Below are 20,185 nucleotides of genomic sequence, written 5' to 3' on the forward strand. Positions count from 1 at the left end.
AGTAAGACCGTCGACTACGGTCAGTACACCGATGACGGGTCGGCTCATGTGCTCCCGGCGAGCCTGCGGCCAAGCCTCCGCCGCGGGATATCACTCGATGCGTTTGACCGGTTGCTCTTATCCCGCAAGACATGAGGAGTGCGCTACGTTCCACAACCTACTGCTGAAGGCGCGCCAGCTTCGCAATTCGCCTCACCTCAAGCACACCGGTGTCACCGCCGCCGTGACATACGTAGGAGTGGCGACAAGCCTGCTTTCGGCGCCGTTGGTCGCGCGCACGCTCGGCGCCGACGGCCGGGGAATGGTGGCGTCCGCCACGGCCGTGATCACCACGCTCGCCGTGGCTGCGTTCCTTGGGCTTCCGCGGGGCATGGGACTTCGCTTCGCACAGCAGGACGAGCGGTCGAACAGTGGCCTTGTTGTCATCGGCGGACTTGGGGTCATTGCAGCTGTCGCGGCGGTGCTCGCTGCGCCGCACCTGAGCAACGACAACCCGCAGACGACCGCGCTTATCCGCATCGCCTCGCTCGTACTGGTGTTTGCAGGCTACGGTCGACTGGGTGACGAGATCGCCATGATCCAGGGGCGATATGTCCTGCACAACGTCATCCGATCGGCCACCTTGGTACTTCCGTCAACCGTACAGATCTTGTTGTTCGCGACGGGGCACCTCACGGTGGCATCGGCCTTCGCCGCCATGCTTGCCGGTCAGGTGCTCGCGATCGGTATGGGGGCTGTCACGGCGGTGATGGACTTGCGTAGCGCGTCGACAGCGCCGACGCCTTGGGCGTTCAGCATCCGCCATTGGTCTAATACGGTGATTGAAGCGCTCACCGGGAACCTCGATGTTGTCCTGCTGGCTGCGTGGAGCCACCCTGCCGAGGTCGGTGTCTACGCAGTCTCCGTCACTGTCGCAAATGCCACGGGTGGACTGACTCAGGCGCTCAACCAGACGCACTATGCGCGCTTTGCGGCGGCGGTGCGACGTGGTGAGCGAGTCTCGCTCAAGCGGGCGAGCAGGACGGGATTGGCGTTGTCGGTGACAGTGGGGACTGTCGCTGCCATTGGCCTCTGGTTCGCGGCTGAACCCGTGTTTGGGCCCGACTTCGCGGCCCTCCCCGCAATCGGCGCGCTGATGATCGTGGCGCGAGCGATACAGGATCAGTGGCGCCTACGTGTCTTTCACGCCTCCGCGACACAGAAGAACGGTATGGTTGCGCCTGCGTCGGTGGCGGGTCTCGTCGTGCTTGTGAGTGCCTCAGCGCTCTTGCACGCGGAAGGAATGCTCGATGCTCGCATGATGGCGGCCACGATGATTGCGATGGGCGCTTTCCGTGTTGGCCTCTATGGACTTCTCTCGAGGCGCAAGAGCGCGAAGATCCGTGCTCGCGTGGGAAGGGCTCAACGCGATCCGGCGGTTGAGAATGAACATCCCGCTACCGCCGCGAAGAGCCAGACTGAGCCTGGGGCACGTTGACACGTGTCGACCTCAAGCGCAGGGTAGTGGAGCGCTGCCGCCTTGTGTCGCTATGCTCCGCATATGTTGAGGGGTTATACGCGCGTCCGACAGGCTGCGTGCAGGGTGCGCCACGCGCTCTCCGCCAAGCCTGCAGTCCACTTTCTTCATCTGCCGAAGACAGGTGGTACAGCGGTGCGCGAAGCACTCAAGGGACAGGAGTTCGCCGGCGACTACAGGCTCCGCCTTCACGGGCACCGAACGACGCTCATGGACATCCCGGTGGGCGAGCGCGTCATCTTCGCGATGCGGGATCCGGTTTCGCGATTCGAGTCTGCGTTCCGCAGCCGGCAGCGCCAGGGACGCCCACGCTACAACGTCCCGTGGACCACTGTCGAAGCTGAGGTGTTTGGCACGTTTGCCGATGCGAACGCGTTGGCGGTTGCTCTCGGTGAACCGGGAACCGTAGCGGGTGAGTTGGCGCGCCGCGCTATGTCGGAAGTCGGCCACTTCAGGCCCGTCACGAACTGGCTGGGCAGCGAGCACGATCTTGCGCGACGTGGCGACGATATCTTCTTTGTGTTGAAGCAGTGGACGTTGGATGCCGACTTCGCCGAGCTCACGGCGTCTCTCGGGTTGGACACGAAGCTTCCGCAAGGCGACACGGATGCGCATCGCTCCCCCGAGAGTGGTGGGACGACGATTGGCCCAATCGGGCTCGCCCACCTCCGAGAGTGGTACAGCGAGGACTACCGGATTCTCCATGCACTCACGGAGTAGCAGTGCGTGCTAGTCCGCCCAGGGCAATGGACGGCCGAGCATAGTCCGCAACTCCACCGAGTCTTCGGCATACAGTGCCCGCAGTTCCGCGGCCACAGTCTCGTCGATGCCGTCGTACACCCGCGTGTTGCGCGGCGCGAAGTCAACGGATTCAGTCGCGCGCATTGGCCGGCCAATATGGGAAGCGGCGGCACTGACGAAACTGCGGGGGTCAGCGAACAGGTCCGAGGAGAAGCCGACAAGGATCTGTTCGGCGGGAAACTCGGCGTACCACCGCTTCAGTTGGCGGGCGTAGAAGCCGCGCTCCGCGTAGCTGAAATGCTCGGCTGCGGGAGCACGCAAGGCTCCGTTGCGAAGTGACCGCCATGCACCCGCGGTGCGTTCTTGCTCGAGTCTGAGGGCGGTTGCGAAGTCCTCCAACGGCTCGGTTCCGCGCGCACGTGAATGCTGGAAGTGCGAATACGCACGTTCGACTGGATCGCGAAGCACCGCGATGATGCGTGCCCGCGGAATCAGCGACGCGGCGCGATGAGGCACCTCAGGGTGTGCGAGGTAGAAGGGTGTGGCATCTCCGACGGCCCAGGAGTCGGAGCCCGGGCGGTCGTCCCGCGGGAAGTGGGCGCGATACCACGAGGCGCTGCGTTCATGGTTGTGGTCGAAGTAGTGAACTTCCTTGCGGAACGCTGGGCGGTAGTCTGAAAGTTGGTCGAGATACGCGCTCAGCGAGGTCGTTCCCGATTTCTGCGCGCCGATGATCAGGTAGTCAGGCAACGCCCGCCGACGCGCATCGGCCCTGCGTAGCGAGAACTTGAAACGGTTGCGTTGGCGCTCCATCATGTGGTGAGTCTATTGGTCCGCGAGACGTATTCGATCAGCGGTTCGAGGTGATCGTGATGGTGGTCCTCGGGCCGAGGGATATCAGGGAGCGCCCTGTGAGACTACTTTGTTGCGCTCTCTGCGTAGCTGTAGCCGTAGCGTCCATATCCGTACGCATCGGGTCCCTTGGTCGGGAGCATCGTGAGCACCACCCCGGAAAGCGGGGCGCCGACCGTCTCCAGGCTCGCGATGGCGTTTTCGACCTGAGGGGCGTGAGCTTTTCCGGCCGCGACCACCAGGACGGTGCCGCCGACCAGGCGAGCGAGGACTGCAGCATCGGTCACCGGCAAGAGGGGCGGCGCGTCGTAGAGCACCACGTCGAATTCGCCGTCGAGCTTGTGGATCAGCGACTCCATCAACGAGCTTCCCAGAAGCTCGGAAGGATTCGGGGGAATGGATCCGGCAGGGAGCAGGTGAAGGTCGCTGCGGCCCCATCGCTGGATTGCATCTGCGAGCTCAAGTCTGCCGATCAGAACGTCGGTGAGACCCACGCCAGCTTCGACACTCATGTACTGCGCCATCTTGGGCTTGCGGAGGTCAGCTCCGACGAGCAGTACGCGGGCTCCGGCATCCGCGAGCGTGATCGCGAGGTTGGCAGCGGTGGTCGACTTGCCCTCGGACGGCACAGATGAGGTGATGACGAAGCTCCGTTCGCTTCGATCTGCGTCGAGGAACTGCAGGTTGGTACGCAGGGTTCGGAAGGACTCCGCACGGGGACTCATGGCGTCTTCGTGAACAATCAAAGGCCGAGTCTTGGCTTTCGGGTCAAAGACAATGCCACCGAGGACAGGTGCGTCGGTGATCCTCTCCAGGTCTCGCTCGTTCCGAACACGGGTGTCGAGCGTGGTACGCAGCACTGCGAGGCCGACGCCCAGCGCGAGGCCCAGGAGAAACCCGAGTGCAACGTTGAGCGTCTTCTTCGGAGCAGTTGGCACGGAGGGCACCTCTGCCTCCTGGACAACCGTAAGGCGCACGGGTGAGCCCGCCGCGGAGTCGGTCGTCTCGATCGACTCGACTGTGTCAATTAGTTGTTGCGCGACAGCGGTTGCCAGTGAAGCTGAGAAGACGGGATCGGAGTCTGTGACCGTCACATCGATGACGGTCGTGCTTTGCGGTGCGGTTGCGGAGACCTTCCCTCGCACTGAGGCGACAGATCTGTTGAGCCCCAGGTCGTCGATCACCGGCTGAAGCACCGCAGAAGTCTTGACGAGGTCGGCATACGTCTTGACGCGCTGCTGCGTGAAGGAGTTGCCCTGTGCCAGCTCGGAGACATCGCTGGAGTTCGACGTGGAAACGAAGACCTTCGCCGACGCTGTGTAGGTCGGCTCGGCGACGACGGAGTACGCAAGACCCGCGCCGCCACCGAGGACGGTGAGGACGACGATTGCAATCCAGTTCTTGCGAAGAATGCGAAGGTAGTCCTGAAGTTCCACGGTATTCCTCACTGCGGGGCCTCGGGTAGGCCGCGCGCTCGCAATTGTTCCATGCGCGCGGGCCAGTTAAGTGAACTTCGTTGCGGCACTGCAAGTGCGCTCGGTCACACCCGGTACCCTGATGCGCGTGACCGAGGGGGAAGAAATCGCGCACGTGGGCTCGTCGCACGCAATGTACGGACGTGGCGGCTGGGCACGTCGTATCGAACGGCGGCTGGCATGGAGCGACTCCTTCGTGATCGTCGTGGTGATGGTCGGCGCGCATGCGGCGCGCTTCGGGTGGGACCCCCTTGCAGCCGTTGCGGGCCCATCGGCCACGCCCTACTGGCAGGTATCTGTTTCGGTGGCGGTGCTCTGGGCGCTGCAACTTGGGTGGGCGCGGTCTCGCGAGCCTCGTGTGCTGGGGCACGGGCCCAAGGAATTCCAGCGTGTGCTGATCGCCAGCTGGCGGACATTTGCCATCGTCGCGATCGTTGGGTTTCTTACCCAGTGGCAGATCAGCCGCGGCTATCTCCTATTCGCGCTACCGCTCGGCGCCGTTGTGCTGGTCGTGTATCGCGCGGCATGGCGAAAGCTCATACACGCGCAACGGGACAGGGGCGACCTGCTGGCCCAAGTCTTGGTCGCGGGTCCGGCGCGCACGAGCGAGCAGATGATCCGGCGGCTGCAGCGCAATCGGCGGGCCGGGTACAACGTAATCGGCGCGTGCGTGCCCGGCGGATCTCGTGCGCGGAAGACTCCGCTGTTGGAAGGCGTGCGCGTAGCGGGATCGCTCGAAGACACGGCTGAGGTCGCGATGAGCCTGGGCGCGGAATACGTCCTGTTGTCGGGCAGCGACGCGATGTCGTTGCGCGAGGCACGGCAACTGGGATGGGAGCTCGAAGGCACGGGCATCGGGCTGATCGTCGCCCCAGCCCTGGTTGACGTGGCCGGGCCAAGAGTGTCGATGACCCCTGTCGAAGGCCTCCCGCTGATCCACGTCGAGGCCCCACAGTTCACGGGATCTCAGCGTGTCGCGAAGGAGATATTCGACCGCGCGAGCGCGCTGGCGTTCCTGTTCGTGGGGGGAATACCCATGCTGGTCATTGCAGCCGCCATTCGGCTCTCCAGTCCGGGCCCTGCGCTGTTCCGTCAGGTGAGGGTGGGAAGAGATCACCAGTTGTTCACCATGTACAAGTTCCGGTCCATGTACGTCGATGCAGAAGAGCGACTGGCTCTGCTCGCAGGTCAGAGCGATGGGAATGGCGTGCTCTTCAAGATGCATGACGACCCCCGAGTCACAAGGATTGGCCGCGTCCTGAGGCGGTTTTCGCTCGACGAGCTCCCTCAGCTGTTGAACGTCCTCAAAGGCGACATGTCCATGGTTGGCCCGCGTCCGCCGCTGCCACGAGAGGTGGAGCAGTGGGATGAACGTGTGTCTCGGCGCCAACTAGTCAAGCCTGGCGTGACAGGCCTGTGGCAAGTTAGCGGAAGGTCGGACCTGAGCTGGGACGAGGCTGTGCGGCTCGATCTGTATTACACCGAGAATTGGAGCCTAGCGTCGGACGCCGTGATCGTGCTCCGCACCCTCGGCGCGATCTTCTTCGGCCGCGGCGCTTACTAGGAGACTGAGGATGGCTGGACTCATCGTTCAGGAGTGGATCGAGAACCGCGGTGGCGCCGAGAAGGTCGTAGCCCAGATGGTCGAGGCCCTTCCTGGCGCTGCGGTGGTCGCGCTCTGGGATGACACGGACGGTGCGGCGCTCGATGTACCCGTAGCCGAGACGGTCCTCGCGCGTACACCCTTGCGCAGATCGAAGGCTGCAGCGCTTCCCCTGATGCCTATCGTCTGGCGGAGGCTCGATCTCAACCCGACCCCGGACTGGCTACTGTCGAGCTCCCACGCTTTCGCGCATCACGCTCGACTTCGCGGGGCCCCGGAGGTGCCGCGGTATGCGTATGTTCACTCGCCCGCTCGGTACCTCTGGAGCCCCGAGCACGATGGTCGGGGTGCGCACCCCGCGATCCAAGCGCTGGGCGCGCCGTTGCGCGCTATTGACCGCGTGCGCGCGCAGGAACCGGGGCAAGTCTTCGCGGCGAATAGCGCGTTCGTGCGGGAGAGGATCGAAGCCGCCTGGGGTGTGCCGGCCGAGGTGATCTACCCGCCCGTCGACATAGATCGGTTTGCGCGGGCCGAGCCCGTGTTGGAGCACGGCGAGGAGTTGATCCTCGAACGTCTCCCTGGTGAGTTCATCCTGGGTGCGTCTCGTTGGGTCCCGTACAAGGGGATGGACAAGATCATTCGGATGGGACACGCGTTGGGCATCCCGACGGTCATTGCCGGCGGCGGCCCGGAGGATGAACGGCTAGTCGCGCTTGCCGCGGATCTCGGTGCGCCTACGGTATTTGTCCGCCACCCATCCGACGGGCTCCTGGAGGAGTTCTATAGGCGGGCCATCGCGTTCGTGTTCCCTCCGGTGGAGGACTTCGGAATCATGCCGGTTGAAGCCATGGCGGCAGGTTGCCGTGTCATCGTGAACGCAGCTGGCGGGACAGCGGAGTCGGTTGTCGACGGGACGACCGGTGTCCACGTGGAGGATTTCGACGATGTCTCGGCCCTGCGAGCTGCCGTCGACCGACTTGAGAGGATTGACCGGGCGGCTCTGCCCGGATACGCGACGCGTTTCAGCCCCGAACGTTTCCGCGAGGGACTCCGTCGTTGGATGGGCTTGGCGTGACGCGCGATCGGGGCGCGGGCGGTGGAGATTCTCCCGCGACCATTCCGCGCGTGCTCTTCGTCGACCACACCGCGGTGCCGGGCGGGGCGGAGCTTGCCCTCGCGCGGCTCATGGGGCTCACGACCCTCGACTGTAGCGTCGCCTTCCTTGCTGACGGCCCGATCGCACAGGCGATCGAACGATCGCGTCCTGGTTCGACTCAGGTGTTTGCGGGCGGCTCGAGGTTCGCGCAGGTGCGTTGGCTCCGCAGCGTCTCGCGCGACCGCATCATCGTCTCGAACTCCCTGAGAGCCACGCTCCTGTGCGCTATCGCGGGTGTGCCGCGCCGTAGGCATGTGATGTTGCTCCGAGACGGGGTTGATGCGGTCTCGCTCGCCCCGGAGAAGCGTGCGATGACGATGTTGGCTCTCACCCGCGTCGGGGGCATCCTTGCGAACAGCGGATGGAGTCGGTCGACTTTGCCCGCATTCGCGCGCAAGCGTGCCGCCGTGGTCTTCACGCAATCAGGAGTCACTAGCGCCTCGGTTGCTGTGAGTACCGAGCGCTCGCGGGAACCGGATCCGACGATACGGATCGTCTTCCTTGGCCGGCTTGCGCCGTGGAAGGGCGCGCACGTGCTGCTTGACGCCGTCGAGATACTTGGTCGGCGCGGTGTAACCGGCTTCGATGTGGTGATTGTCGGCGGTTCCCTCTTCGCGGACGAAAGCTACGCCGCGTCGCTTCGTACCCGAGTGGCGCAAGCCGATCTTCCTATCGTGTTTGCCGGCCATGTGGAGGACGTCGGCAGTTTCTTGGAGACGGCACACATCCTGGTCCATGCTTCGACTCGGCCCGAGCCGTTCGGCCAGGTGCTGGTTCAGGGGCTCGGCCACGGATGCGCGGTAATCGCGACTGCCGGAGGCGGCCCTTCCGAGTTGCTTGAGGAGCTCGCGACGGATGGCTTGGTGCCGATGGGTGACCCCGATGCACTCGCAGACGCGCTCGCCCGGCTTGTCCGAGAGCCGGGACTCCGGGCCGCGCTTGCGCGCACCGGGCTTGTGATCGCCGAGCGATACACGGACGAGGCGACCGTCGAGCTCTTTGACGCAGAATTGCGCAGGTATGTTGCAGGTGGCGGACGGATGGGGTCGGAGTGAGAGTCAGCATGATCGGGTCGGAGTGGTTCGAGGCCCGGCCCGGAGGCCTAAACCGGTATTTCGACGGGCTCGCGCGGGCGATGGCGGACGAAGCTGATGTGGACCTTAGCGCGTGGGCGTTCGGCGCCGCACCGTCGTATGGGCGGTCGGTGGGCCCGCTCGGGATGTCGTTGGTCGAACGGGTGCGACGCACAGCGAAGCTCGCTGGCGCATCTGACGCCGACATCATCGATTGCCATTTCGCCCTGTATGGTCAGTCGACGATAGTGCGCCAGCCTCCCCGAGTCGTGCATTTTCACGGCCCGTGGGCCGAGGAGAGCGCGGTGTCCAGCGAGCGTCGACAGGTCGTCGCGCTCAAGCGGCTCGTCGAGCGTCGCGCCTACCGCGGCGCCGATGCATTCGTCACGCTGTCCGAGGCATTCAAGGCTGTTGTCATTGAGAAGTTCCAGGTGGATCCAGCACGCGTCTCCGTGATCCCACCCGGCGTGGACATCGACCGATTCCAGCCTTCCTTTGCGGCGCCGACGGCTCCACGCGCGCTCTGTGTGCGCCGCCTCGAGCGACGCATGGGCATCGACGTGCTGCTAAGGGCGTGGAGAGAAGTCGTCACGAACGTGCCTGATGCGCAGCTGCATGTGGTGGGCAGTGGGACCTTTGAGCAGGCGTTGCGATCGCTCGCGTCGGAGCTCGGCCTGGATCACTCCGTGTTCTTCCTCGGACGGATCTCCGACGAGGAGCTCGCCTCGGCGTATGCGTGCGCGACGTTCTCTGTGGTGCCGACGGTCGCACTTGAGGGCTTCGGATTGATCTCACTCGAGTCGATGGCGAGCGGCTGTCCGGCGATCGTCACCGATTGCGGGGGCCTGCCCGACGCGGTGCGCCCGCTCGACGAGTCGCTCGTCGTCGAGGCGGGAAGCGAAGAGGCGCTCGCTGTGCGCATGCTGCAGGCCTTCGCCGGACAGCTTCCAAGCCGACGTGCATGTCGGGCGCACGCGGAGTCCTACTCGTGGCGGAGCGTCGCAACACGCCATGTGGACCTCTACAGGGAGCTGGAGGCCATGCGATGACGAGCCGTTTCAAGGTTCTGATGGTGAGCCCCGAGTGGCCCAGCGCCAGTGGTGAGCATTTGGGCGGCGTCGGCCGGTACGCGTTCCGTCTTGCGGAAAGCCTGAGCGCTTTCGTTGATCTTGACGTGGCGACGCTTGACAATCCGATGCCGCTCGACGGCGTGCGATTCATCGAGCTCGGCGCGCCACGCACGCGCCTTCAGCGGTACTACGGCCTGCCATGGCGTGCGCGACGGGCGTTGCAGTGCCGCCAGTATGACATCGTGCACTCGCATGGCGACGACTGGGCGCTACGGCTGAGGGGCACGCCCCTTGTCCGCACGTTCCACGGAAGCAGCTGGCGCGAAGCAGTGAGCTCCCGTGGCGCCCGTCGCATGAATCACGTGGTGCTCGCTGCCCTGGAGCATTTCTCGGCACGGCGCGCACGGGTTCGGATCGCGGTCGGCCTCGATTCGCAGGAGGAGTTCCACTGTGACATGGTGATGCCGCCCATTCAGAGGGTGTCACGTGCCGGGCTGAGCAAGCACGAGCGCCCGTCCTTCGTGTTCATCGGCTCATTCCACGGGAGGAAGCGTGGAGCGGTTGTGCTTGAAGCAGTCGAGCACGCGCGGCAGTTCGAGCCTAACCTGTCACTTGATGTGGTGGGGCCACCAGGCGATGCATCGAACTGGCCGAGTTGGGTGCGCCATCACAGCGGCATCGCCGACGCCCAAGTGTATGAGCTCATCGAACGCAGTTGGGCGCTCCTCGCGCCGTCGAGCTACGAGGGGTTCGGCATTCCGGTGTTCGAAGCCGCTGCGCTCGGTACTGTGGCGGTCGCCAGTCCCAACCCAGGCAGCAAGTTCATCGCTGGGCGATTTGGGGCCTCCCTAGTGATCCGGCTGCGTGATGACAGCGGCTTCGTCGAGGAGGTCTTGTCGATCGCGCAGGCTGTCGCGGCGCCGTCAAGTGTCGACCCGGAAGGAGACCGCCGTGCCGTCGAGGGAATGCTCGCAGACGCGAGTGCGCGGACACTCATCGAAAAGGTCTATGCGCGGCTGCTTGGTGGACGCCGCCCCTAGGCCGATGGTGGCAGCCACATACGCCGCAGCGGTGCGAGGAGCCTGACCGGCTCTCATGGCCACGGGTGATGTGTTGTTCATTCCGCGCTGGCGGCACGAGTGTGAACGGCTGTCGTACTCGACGGGGGCTGAGGTCGCCGAGCGAGTTATGCCGGCGGCGGGCAGGCGATGTAGCAGCCCGCGGCGTGGCCAAGCATTGCGGAAGCGTGCCAGGCTCACCCCCTGGTGATCGCCGGGCAAGAACGGGCGACAGCGTCACTGCGCGGAAGCAGAGTCAGCGGGCAACGACGCGAGAAGTCAGCGCTTCCGGGGCCCGGAATAGCCACGCAACACGCAAGCGATCCGCGATGGAATAGAGCAGGAGGGGCCCTACGACCCCGACGCTCACGCTCACCACCACTAGTACCGGCAATGAGTGGACCTCCAGCGCCAGCAGCGCTGCACGCGCACCCACGGCGAACACGATATGCCCGAGGAAGACCGCCATGGAACGTGCTCCGATGTAGGCGAGTGCAACCCCTCGCCGGCCGGAGGCGAGCAACCGCGCTGCCGCGAGCACCGCTACGAGGCCGAGCGTAGACGCCAGGACTCCGAGAACTATCGATTCGACATCGCGCGTTGCGCCGCCGGTGGTGGGCGGCGTCGCCGGTTGCAGCACGGCGATCGCCGCCATCGCGGTGAAGCTCGCGACTGCCGTTGCGGACAGCATTGCCGTCGAGAAGCGAGCTTGGAAACGCACGAACCTTTCCCCACGCCAAACCACGCCCACCATGTAGTACCCAGTGAGTGCGGCGCCCTGCGTTCCCAGATAGGGCCCGTTCAGGCCCCAGGTGGCTACCGAGACGGCGGCCGCAACAGCAAGGACGACCCACCCTCCCGAACGGTTGAGCCATGGGTTCAGTGCTGCGGCGACAAGCGTGACAATCGCAATCCATCCGAGGAACCACAGTTGCCCATCGGGATTCCACAGTTGCAGCAGAGTCGTCGGCGATGCCTCGCCGTTGGTGGCGGTATCGCCCAGAATCTTGGCGGCCCCTTGAACGATTGACCACACCATGTAGAGCCAAAGGAAGGTCACATCGCGCCGCACTGCATACGCCCATCGACCTTCGCGGTCGAGGCCCTGTCGGACAAAGAGCCCTGCAACGAAAGCGAATACGGTGAGGTGCCACATGTACAGCGACGCGTCGACTGCTTCGAACAGCGCCTTGGAGTTCACTACGCCTGCCGCGTTCAGTCCGCGCCACACGTGGCCGGCAACAATGGCGATGATCGCGATGCCCTTGGCGATGTCGAGCGAGCGGTCTCTGGACATGACCGAATCTTAGTGGGCCTGGTGAGTTGGCAACGGAGACGGGCAGGAGCACCCGCGTGAGCCTCCCTGAAACGCTTTCGCTCGCAGCCAAACTCTGGGTCGGCCAGATGGCCCGCCACGCTCGCGGGAGTCTCCGAAATCCGCCTGGGCGATGTCACAGCGGGAGGGTGGGGCAGAGGGAGCCGCGCGGCGGAGCCAAGCGCGAAGGCGCGGATCAAGGTCGACGCCGCCTACACGACTCGGAGAAGTGGAGACAGGCAGGCTGCAGCTGGGATGCTTGCCCTTTTCGGGCACAAGTTGCCTATTTGCGCGCGAGTCGACGGCCCCACGCGTTGAACGGTTGTTCCACGGTGGCATAAAGGAGGCGCGCCGCCACCAACGCGACCACCAGGTTGACCGCCGTGAGCCACGCCATGGGAAGCGCGATCAGATGATCGAGCGTGACCCGCACCGGTGTCGCCAGGAGATAGAAGGAGTAACTCACGGTGCCGAGCCACACGAGTGCCGGGACGTGCGCGACGTTGCGGCATGCGAACGCGAACGCGAAGAGCGCCAGGCCACCAAAGTAGGAGAGCGGGTAGTTGAGGGAGTTCCACAGCGGATCATCAAGGCCGACCCACGCGCCGAGAGCGACGCCGACTACAATCGCAGATCCTAGCCGGACCAGTTGAGCGCGCACGAGGATTCCCTGGTGAGTTTGATATGCGGCGTGCCCGAGCGCGCTCGTCGCAAGTAGGAGCGGCATGGTGGCAGGCAGCTCATGGCCGAGGACGCGTTCTGCGACGTTCATTGTGACGTAGACGGCAAGCCACGCGTAGCCGAGCTTCCATGAGTGAGCGAGGCGCCCGCGTCGCTTCGCGATGACTTGCTGTGCGTAGTACACCCATTCGATGCTCAGGGTCCACGCTGGGCCGAGGAGCGAGCCCAAGCCGACTAGTTGCTGCAACATCGTGTAGTTGATCGCGACCTCCGCGAGCCACGCGGGCGACGTCCATGGCTCCGAGCCGTATGCAACGACAAGCATGACCGTGAGTGCAACGAAGTACGCGGGGTAGAGTCGGAACACTCGCTTGATCAGGAACTCGCGTTCGCCCGTCCGGTCGAGGCTTACTGAGATGATGAATCCGCTGACGAGGAAGAACGCGACGACACCGACGCGGCCTATGTCGAAGTACGTCTCGCTGAACTCGCGGAACCAAGGGACGCGGTGAAGCATGTGTGCGAGAAGAAGACGAGGAGAGCTGCGAGACCGCGCGTCCACTCAAGAAAAACGAACAACCGCGCGTCTTTGGCTTTGTCTCTCGCGCGCCATCGGAGTGGCGATGCGGCACGAATCTTCTGCGCGCCGTTGTGCGATCCAGCCATGTTTGCTCCCCCGGGTAAGCATGGTGAGAGCCGTCAAGCCTGGGGACGAGCTCTCGATTCCACGTCTCGCGCAGCAATATACATCCGGGCACTTCGATGCTTCGGTGTCGGCTCGCAACAGCCCAGGACCCGATCCGCGCGATGGCGCGTCGCGAACGCGACCGAGCCCGACTGCGAATGAGCATCGCAGCCACCCGCGGAACAGGCGTGCCATGATGTCTCCCAGTAGCGGCCGGGAGGGGCGGACTTGCCGAAGCAGAACGTGATCTACGTGGCGAGCATTGGGCGCAGCGGTTCGACGCTGCTCGAGTCCATGCTTGGGGCACATAGCGCCATCGAGACCGTGGGCGAGGCGCACATCTGGCCGCATGAAGAGCGTTCTGACATTCGACCGTGCTCGTGCGGTGAGCTCATGTCGTCGTGCCCGTTCTGGCGCGCGGTGGCCGACGAGGTCCCGTTGGCCGAGATGATGGGGCCTGGCATCGACTTCTTTCGAGAGCATCACAACGCGGGGCGAACGCTCCGCCCTCGGCTGCTCCGTCAGATGTCTCCCGCGTGGCGGGCGTCTGCCGATGCGCACGCAGAGATCAACGCATACGCTGCCAACAATGCACGCCTGTTCGAGGCGTTCTCGCATCAGATGCGCGAGCAGTGCGGTCGTGCGCCTGAGTGGATCGTCGATGCGTCGAAGGATCCGTATCGACTGCTGTGGTTCGCGCGGTCGGGCATGTTCAACCTCAAAGTCGTCCATGTGACCAAGGATCCCGTCGCGTTCTCGTACTCGGTTACCAGGACTGAGATCGAGGCGGGTCAGAGGGCGAAGAGCATCTATCTCGGAGCCCGCCAGACTGGCGCTTGGGTAGCGCAGAATGCTCTCGTCTCGAGGATTGCGACGAATGTCCTGCAGCCCGCCGACTACATGCATCTTCGCTATGAGGACTTCGCGACCGATCCCCACGCGGCGTTCGAACAGGTGTGCAGCTTCGTTGGTGTCGCGTACGAGAGCGATGCAGTGCGCAACTTTCGGAGCGGTAATATGCATACAGTCGCGGGCAACCCCATGCGCTACGAGTCGCGACCGATCGAGTTGGACGAGCGCTGGCGCGACAGATTGCCGGCTGCGAACAAGTGGGTTGCAGCAGCGTTGTCGGTTCCCGTCAAGCGCCGCATGGGCTACTAGTGACTCGCGTCGCATCGCGTTACAGGACTTCGACGGCGCGTGCTGCCGCGCGGATGGCGTCGCCCCCGACTTCATGGTGGCTGGGGCCCGGCTGGTATCTGATTACGGCTCTCGTGGTGACTGGGGCGGCCTTCTTCATCGCGACAGCCAGTTCACGAGTAGCGGTCGCCGTGGTACTCACGGCGATCGGTCTCAGCCTCGGCTCACGGACCCGCATTCTCGTTTACGCCGCGATGCTAGCGCCGTTCTTGGGCCTGATGAGGCGAGTATTGAGTGGTGATACGGGGCGCGTGGACTTCGATCCTTTGGTGGTCGTCCCGCTCGTACTCACGGTAGTGGTGCTGGCGTTTCCGACGCGAGGCGTCGCCCGTCCGCGCCGCCGGGTACTTCCGCTCGCACTGGTATTCGCTTCGATAGCGCTCGCGCTTGTGGTCGTTCACGGGGCGTTCGCGTTCGATGTGCTCTATGGCGTGACAACCCTGGTGCTGCCGGTACTGCTGGTAGCAAGCATCGCAGACGGTCGCACTCCGGACGCATGGCCGGCCGTCATGCGAGTCCTCCCCGTGGTCGGAGTGCTCGCGGGCGCGTATGGAGTGCTCCAGTTCTACGTTCTCCCCGACTGGGACAGGGCATGGATGGCGGCTTCGGAACTCACGAGTATTGGCAGCCCTGAACCGCTTCAGGTCCGCGTCTTTGGCGGGTCCGAAGCTCCGGGTGCTTTCGCGTTCTTCTTGGGGATTGTCGTCGTGGTCGCTCTCGCACGCGCACTCGAGGCACGAGGGGCGGCACGGGTTCCGTGGTTCGTGTTGGCGGCGGCGCTGACGTTCCCCATCGTGCTCTCGGGAGTGCGCGCGACGCTCGCGGGCATTGCAGTCTGCATTGTCGTGCTATCGCTGCTCTATGGGCGAGGTCTCGGACGGCTGCTCCCGCTCGTGCTGTTGGCAGTTCTTACCTTGGTGATGCAGCGCACCGTGGGACTGTTCGGAGAAACCTCGAAGTTGCTCACTGCCGAGCGCCTCACCAACCTCGACGTGGCCAATGATGGCTCGGTGCAGGCGCGGCTCAAACTCTATGCGGCCCTGTTGAGGCCTTGGGAGCTGCTTGCGGGGGATCCCGCTGCAAGGCGCTCCGACGGTATGGTGCCGGATGTCGCGATTCGTTTCGGTATCTTCGCAGGCGTGATCATGGGGTGCCTCTTGGTGTGGATGACGGTGCAGGCCGTGCGGAATCTGCGGAACTCCGCTGCCGTGGCGGCCTCGCTCGTGACCGTGTTCTTCGTCGTCCACTCCTTCGCGGGCAACACTTTCTCCTCTGCTGCGGGCGTTGTGGCGGCAATGGCGCTCGGCTCGTCACTCGCGGCGCGAACTGCCGAGCCGGCCCTCGAAGGGGAGCTCGACCAAGTGGTGTCAGGCCGTTCCGTGCGCAAACCTGACAGCGGGGATCGCCGAACTGGTCGCAGCACGAGGAGGGGGTGAAACGGCTTTGCAGAGCCTCTCGGTCACCGTGGTGGTTCCAAGCTACAGGCGTCCCGACGACCTGCATGCGTGCCTCGAAGCGCTGGATCGGCAGCATTTCGCGCCGGACGTGATCGCCGTCGTCGCGAGGCCTGAAGACGCATCGACGCGCGCGGTCGCGGACCTCTGGGGCGCCAAGGTAGTCCCGGTTACACGGCCTGGTCTCGCTGCCGCGATCGAGGTGGGCATCAATGCGGCGGACACTGCGCTGGTGGCTTTCACCGACGATGACGCGCGCCCCCATTCCGACTGGCTGGCACGCATCGTCGCGACGTTCTCTGGCAACGAGGAACTCGGATTCGTGGGCGGACGCGACAACGTCCGGGGAGACGCGCTTGCCGGCTCGGAATCGCTCATCGTTGGGGCCATCCATCGTGGGCGCATTCTTGGCAACCATGCTCTCGGCAAGGGCGCTGCGCGCAACGTCGACCACGTGAAAGGCGCGAACATGGCCTTTCGTGTGTCGGCAATACGCGGCTTCCCACTCGCCGACCTAGTCGCGGGGGATGGCGCCCAACACAGGAACGAACTCTTTCTCTGTTGGGGCGCCGCGACGCGCGGTTGGGTCGGTGTCTATGACCCGCATATCCAAGTCGAGCATCTCCCTGCGGTGCGAGGTCCGGCCGATGACCGCAAGGCAGTGGCAACTGCGCGAACTGCGCTGGATACGCGCAACGCGGCGCTCGCCGCACTGCTGTTCCTGCCTGGTACGCGGCGTTCGGCCGTCGTATTGCGCGCGGTACTCGTTGGTGAGAGATTCCGGCCCGGCATCGCTTGGGCTGGCGCAGCGCGCCTTCGTAGGCTTGAGCCGCGCGCTTCCCTGCTTGCGAGTTTGCGCGGGACAGCGCAGGCTTTCATCGATGCTCGTGCGGCACGGCGGGTGCTGCGTGAATCTGCCTGGGCTGGCGAAGGGACCAAGCTGTGAGATCACCTACGCAACGCCGGCTCGTGTGGTTTCTTCACTTCCACAAGGCCGGAGGGTCATCGGTGATCGACCTCGCGCGCTTCAACAACGAGGTCTTGTCGGCGGCCCACGCGAACGGCAATCCGCTCGATCTGGAACATCGCAAGGTAGCAAGGCCGTGGGAACTGTCCCCCAGCGGATTGCGAGCGCACGTGGATGGACTGCGCGAAGCTGGGGTGACATTTGTGGCAAGCGAGTGGGGGGTGCCGGACCTCGACGCCTTGGCAGCGATGGAGGATGTCGACGTAGTCACTGTGGTCCGTGAACCGGTTGCTCGAATCGTCTCAAATTTCGGCTTTGACTATCTCCGCGGATTCACCGAAGCTACGTCCATCGAAGAGTACGTCGACCATCACTGCGATACCCATACGCAGACGGACTACTATACGCGCATGATCCTCGGGGCTGCGTACCGGATCGACGGCGATAGCGCGATGCAGGTCGCAGAGGTGGCACGGCGTCTTCAGCTTGTTCGCTATGTCGGGGTGCTTGAGGATCCCGCGTGGATTAGCGGCCTGTCGGACGCCTTGAATTGGCAGGCCGCGCCTGTAGCGGCTAAGTCGTCGAACCTTGGAGCAGTGCAGCGCGGAATACGGGTCATTCGCCAGCTAGGGCGAGGCCGCTTGGACCTCGCGATTCGGGCATTCGGTGCGGCACCGCACGTGGGTCCCGAATCGCGCGAGTGGCTGGCAGAGAGGAACGCTACGGATCTGCGGGTCTACAGTCGGCTCGCCTCGGATTCGACGCGAGCCTCGGACGAACTGAGGAGCGACCCGTAGACCTGGACGTCGGCCTGATTGCGGTCGACGAGCCACGCGCGGTCCGCGTCAGCAACGCCGACTGGAGCTAGCGCACGAAGCAGCAGCTCGGGCCGCTTGCGCCTTAACTGGGTGAAGGCGCGCCGGGCGACGGTCGATCGTTGGTGGGCGGCGGAGTTCGCGTGGAGATCGCCAGAGGCCCACCCGAGAGCGTCGGCTACCGCACCCATCGCATTCGGTGCTTCAAGCACCTGGACGACGTCGAAGCCGTCGAGCACCGCAAGTGCTTGGCGTGCAGACTCAGCGGGAGCGACATCTGTCGCCCATCTCTCGCGGAGGAGCATGCGCGAGTAGTAGTTGTGCTGAGTATGTCCATGCGAACGGTCTGCGCAGTAGCCGCGTATGGATCTTGCTCGCGTATCGCCGAGGAAGTGGTCGTAGGTGTAGTTGGATGTCATCCGAGCGATCGGATCGCGAATCAACGTCACGAGCCGAACCCTCGGGTCCGCAATGAGTGTGTCAAGCGCCGGCATCCCCCACTCCGTTGCAACGAAAGTCACACCCGATGCTTCGTAGGTGTCGACTAGCGCGCTGAGTCCCTCGGGTGACAGTTCCCAGACTCGCTCGAAACGACCATCGGTGTCGACCGGGTTGGCGCCACGGTGATGAGCGGGGAGGCGCTCGCCGTTGATCTCAGCGAGCTGAGCGAGCGATGTTCCCCCGGCTTTCCGGAAGTGCACGAACCAGGTGAGGGAATAGTCGCGATTCCTAGTTGACTCAGGGCTCACGTGGTGCTCTCCTCGCCGGATGCTGCGTAGTTGCTGGGACACATCACGGTATCAGTGCAGCGCACGAAGTCCTCCGACCGGTACCGTGCAGAGGTGGGATCAGAGACGGCGTTGACGCAACGGGATGCGGTGCTCCTTGCGCAAGTCGTTGCGCAACGGGCGGCGTCAGAGATCGGCGCGCGAACCGTCGCCATCAAGGGACCTGTTGCGGAATTCCATGGGTTGCGTCCGCCGAGGGCCATGTCCGACGCCGATATCTGGTGTGAACCTGGTCGGGTTGGCGACCTCGTCGCGCGGTTGGGCGACTACGGCTGGAGGCCGAGGCCAGAATCGGCGCTCGGAAGGCTCTTGACCACGCACTCAATCAGCGTCATTCATCCGGGTTGGCCGTGCGACATTGATGTACACCGCGATTTTCCTGGATTCTTGGCTGACCCGGAAGGCGTGTTCGATGAGCTGTGGGAACGTCGGGTCGCGATCGACATTGCCGGGATTATGGTCGATGCGTTGGACCGTGAAGCTTCGATACTTGTTGGGGCGCTGCATGCACTTCGCAATCCTGGCCGCCGGGTCCGTGACGACGCGGAGTTGCAGTACCTTGAGGCCGCCATACGAGGCACATTCGATGTCGAGGGGCTGCAGCGACTCAGGGAGGAGGCCGAGCTGCTCGGTGCGATGGAAACCGCGCGTGCGTTCCTTGAACGTGTCGGACTCGAACTGGGCCCCCCGTTGCCGCCGGGCAAGGACAAAGACTTGGACGCATGGCGGCTACGCACGGCGTCAGGTGCGTCCGTACTTGTGCGCACATTGATTGCGTTGCGTGATTCTCGGTGGCGCTCACGTCCGCGTCTGCTGCTCGCGGCGATCTGGCCATCCGCGGCGAGTCTGCGTATTGATCACCCTGAAATAGTTGCGGGACGGGCGTCGGCTCTTGGCACTCGTGTCGTGCGACTTTCGCGAGGGGTGCGTTCGGTGCCGGCGGCTCTGCGAGCATCGAGCCGCGTGCGGCGTGGCCACCAGGTGGAGCGCGATCGTGAAATCTGATTCGGTGGTGCCAGCGCGGCGCGATGGCAATGCGGTCCTTGAGCGCGCAGACTCTGTGGTCCTTCTCAACCCGGATCGGCTGTCGGTACAGCAGCAGGCTCTGATTCTCATTGGATCTGCGTTCGAGGTGTGGGCGGCTGTCGACGAGCGTCGGACGATCGTAGAAATCTGTGAGCTTCTAGGCGAGCGCTATGGCAAAGCCGCGAGTGAATTGGAGCACGATGTGTTCTCCCTGCTCGTTCGCTTGCAGAGTCTCGGCTTCGTCGAGTTTGGCGACGTGCGTTCGGTTGACACCCAGAACGTGAGTGAGTGCCGATCGCAGTTTCGCGTTCGCCGCGACTCTGGACCGGCTGGCGAGCAGCAGTGGGGGAGCGGAGTTTCATGGAATTGAATGATTACCTGCACGTTTTTCGCACGCGGTGGATCGCTATCGTTGTCATCACGGTGCTCACGGGGATTCTCGCGGGTGCCTGGACCCTGACGCAAGACAAGGTCTTCACGGCGACAGGTTCAGCGATCATCACCACTGGCGCAAGCCAGGACCTCGGTAGTGCGCTGGTAGGCGACAACTATGCGAAGTCGCGGGTCAAGAGCTATCTCGATGTCGCGAAGTCGCGGAAGGTCGCCGAGTTCGCCGCGGAGCAGTTGGGCATTAGCGTGAGGCCCGATGCGCTCGTCGCGCGGGTGACTGTTACCAACCCGACTGACACCGCGGTCCTTCGTGTCGCTGC

Annotated in this window: 18 protein-coding genes; 13 read left to right on the forward strand and 5 right to left on the reverse strand. The window is 64.3% G+C overall.

The window, feature by feature from the left end; genetic code table 11:
- Positions 1-97 precede the first annotated feature (97 nt).
- Together TR42_RS04815 and TR42_RS04820 are read left to right on the forward strand one after the other, a co-directional pair.
- Positions 98-1,477, forward strand: a complete 1,380-nt coding sequence (locus TR42_RS04815) for a lipopolysaccharide biosynthesis protein (RefSeq protein ID WP_161786620.1) — start codon at positions 98-100, stop codon at positions 1,475-1,477.
- A gap of 174 nt (positions 1,478-1,651) precedes the next feature.
- The gene (locus tag TR42_RS04820; RefSeq protein WP_042213577.1) at positions 1,652-2,236 is read left to right on the forward strand and encodes a hypothetical protein; all 585 of its coding nucleotides are present in this window, start codon (positions 1,652-1,654) and stop codon (positions 2,234-2,236) included.
- 9 nt (positions 2,237-2,245) lie between these two features.
- Here TR42_RS04820 and TR42_RS04825 read toward each other — a convergent pair whose 3' ends face one another.
- A complete protein-coding gene (locus TR42_RS04825) occupies positions 2,246-3,073 on the reverse strand; it encodes a sulfotransferase domain-containing protein (protein WP_052405604.1) in 828 nt (275 codons plus the stop codon).
- Positions 3,074-3,174: 101 nt separating this feature from the next.
- Positions 3,175-4,545 carry a tyrosine-protein kinase domain-containing protein gene (locus tag TR42_RS04830; protein WP_042213578.1) on the reverse strand — a complete coding sequence of 457 codons (1,371 nt, stop codon included), beginning with the start codon at positions 4,543-4,545 and terminating at the stop codon, positions 3,175-3,177.
- A 127-nt stretch (positions 4,546-4,672) separates the two neighbouring features.
- Between TR42_RS04830 and TR42_RS04835 the strand changes: the two genes are divergently transcribed.
- The 5 genes from TR42_RS04835 to TR42_RS04855 are packed head-to-tail and all read left to right on the forward strand — an operon-like array spanning position 4,673 to position 10,526.
- Positions 4,673-6,148: a sugar transferase gene (locus TR42_RS04835; protein WP_161786621.1), complete on the forward strand. Its 1,476-nt coding sequence runs from the start codon at positions 4,673-4,675 to the stop codon at positions 6,146-6,148.
- Between the two features lie 10 nt (positions 6,149-6,158).
- Entirely contained in the window at positions 6,159-7,262 is a 1,104-nt protein-coding gene (locus tag TR42_RS04840; RefSeq protein ID WP_042213579.1) for a glycosyltransferase, read from the forward strand.
- Between the two features lie 50 nt (positions 7,263-7,312).
- On the forward strand, positions 7,313-8,398 hold the full coding sequence (locus TR42_RS04845; protein WP_042213581.1) for a glycosyltransferase family 4 protein: 1,086 nt from the start codon (positions 7,313-7,315) through the stop codon (positions 8,396-8,398).
- Positions 8,399-8,406: 8 nt separating this feature from the next.
- Positions 8,407-9,465, forward strand: a complete 1,059-nt coding sequence (locus tag TR42_RS04850) for a glycosyltransferase family 4 protein (protein ID WP_042213583.1) — start codon at positions 8,407-8,409, stop codon at positions 9,463-9,465.
- Positions 9,462-10,526, forward strand: coding sequence for a glycosyltransferase family 4 protein (locus TR42_RS04855; RefSeq protein WP_042213585.1), 1,065 nt, complete (start codon positions 9,462-9,464; stop codon positions 10,524-10,526). Before TR42_RS04850 ends, TR42_RS04855 begins: the two co-directional genes overlap by 4 nt.
- Positions 10,527-10,800: 274 nt before the next feature.
- On the opposite strand, the gene TR42_RS04860 is transcribed toward TR42_RS04855, so the two are convergent.
- Together TR42_RS04860 and TR42_RS04865 are read right to left on the reverse strand one after the other, a co-directional pair.
- A complete protein-coding gene (locus TR42_RS04860) occupies positions 10,801-11,841 on the reverse strand; it encodes an acyltransferase family protein (protein WP_042213587.1) in 1,041 nt (346 codons plus the stop codon).
- Between the two features lie 301 nt (positions 11,842-12,142).
- Positions 12,143-13,057, reverse strand: a complete 915-nt coding sequence (locus tag TR42_RS04865; RefSeq protein WP_143058943.1) for an acyltransferase family protein — start codon at positions 13,055-13,057, stop codon at positions 12,143-12,145.
- Positions 13,058-13,453: 396 nt separating this feature from the next.
- Here TR42_RS04865 and TR42_RS04870 point away from each other — a divergent pair, with 396 nt between their 5' ends.
- The 4 genes from TR42_RS04870 (at position 13,454) to TR42_RS04880 (ending at position 17,643) form a co-directional block, all read left to right on the forward strand.
- The gene (locus TR42_RS04870; protein WP_042213591.1) at positions 13,454-14,386 is read left to right on the forward strand and encodes a sulfotransferase; all 933 of its coding nucleotides are present in this window, start codon (positions 13,454-13,456) and stop codon (positions 14,384-14,386) included.
- Positions 14,387-14,676: 290 nt separating this feature from the next.
- Positions 14,677-15,861, forward strand: coding sequence for a hypothetical protein (locus TR42_RS14990; RefSeq protein ID WP_161786622.1), 1,185 nt, complete (start codon positions 14,677-14,679; stop codon positions 15,859-15,861).
- A gap of 7 nt (positions 15,862-15,868) precedes the next feature.
- Positions 15,869-16,825, forward strand: coding sequence for a glycosyltransferase family 2 protein (locus tag TR42_RS14565; RefSeq protein ID WP_074789322.1), 957 nt, complete (start codon positions 15,869-15,871; stop codon positions 16,823-16,825).
- A gap of 62 nt (positions 16,826-16,887) precedes the next feature.
- A complete protein-coding gene (locus TR42_RS04880) occupies positions 16,888-17,643 on the forward strand; it encodes a hypothetical protein (protein WP_042213594.1) in 756 nt (251 codons plus the stop codon).
- Here the strand turns inward: TR42_RS04880 and TR42_RS14745 are convergent.
- A complete protein-coding gene (locus TR42_RS14745; protein ID WP_143058942.1) occupies positions 17,583-18,410 on the reverse strand; it encodes a hypothetical protein in 828 nt (275 codons plus the stop codon). The genes TR42_RS04880 and TR42_RS14745 overlap by 61 nt on opposite strands.
- 93 nt (positions 18,411-18,503) lie before the next feature.
- Between TR42_RS14745 and TR42_RS14750 the strand changes: the two genes are divergently transcribed.
- Entirely contained in the window at positions 18,504-19,454 is a 951-nt protein-coding gene (locus TR42_RS14750; RefSeq protein ID WP_074789319.1) for a hypothetical protein, read from the forward strand.
- Positions 19,444-19,845, forward strand: a complete 402-nt coding sequence (locus TR42_RS14160) for a PqqD family protein (RefSeq protein WP_161786623.1) — start codon at positions 19,444-19,446, stop codon at positions 19,843-19,845. The genes TR42_RS14750 and TR42_RS14160 overlap by 11 nt, the downstream gene beginning before the upstream one ends.
- Positions 19,846-20,185 lie beyond the last annotated feature (340 nt).

It is taken from the genome of Demequina mangrovi, from assembly GCF_000759715.1.
Lineage (GTDB): Bacteria > Actinomycetota > Actinomycetes > Actinomycetales > Demequinaceae > Demequina > Demequina mangrovi.

Excerpts from the sequence above, each read along its gene's own strand:
- TR42_RS04815 (WP_161786620.1), top strand. The coding sequence starts at position 98 with ATGCGTTTGACCGGTTGCTCTTATCCCGCAAGACATGAGGAGTGCGCT.
- TR42_RS04825 (WP_052405604.1), bottom strand. The coding sequence starts at position 3,073 with ATGATGGAGCGCCAACGCAACCGTTTCAAGTTCTCGCTACGCAGGGCC.
- TR42_RS04840 (WP_042213579.1), top strand. The coding sequence starts at position 6,159 with ATGGCTGGACTCATCGTTCAGGAGTGGATCGAGAACCGCGGTGGCGCC.
- TR42_RS04850 (WP_042213583.1), top strand. The coding sequence starts at position 8,407 with ATGATCGGGTCGGAGTGGTTCGAGGCCCGGCCCGGAGGCCTAAACCGG.
- TR42_RS04855 (WP_042213585.1), top strand. The coding sequence starts at position 9,462 with ATGACGAGCCGTTTCAAGGTTCTGATGGTGAGCCCCGAGTGGCCCAGC.
- TR42_RS04860 (WP_042213587.1), bottom strand. The coding sequence starts at position 11,841 with ATGTCCAGAGACCGCTCGCTCGACATCGCCAAGGGCATCGCGATCATC.
- TR42_RS04865 (WP_143058943.1), bottom strand. The coding sequence starts at position 13,057 with ATGCTTCACCGCGTCCCTTGGTTCCGCGAGTTCAGCGAGACGTACTTC.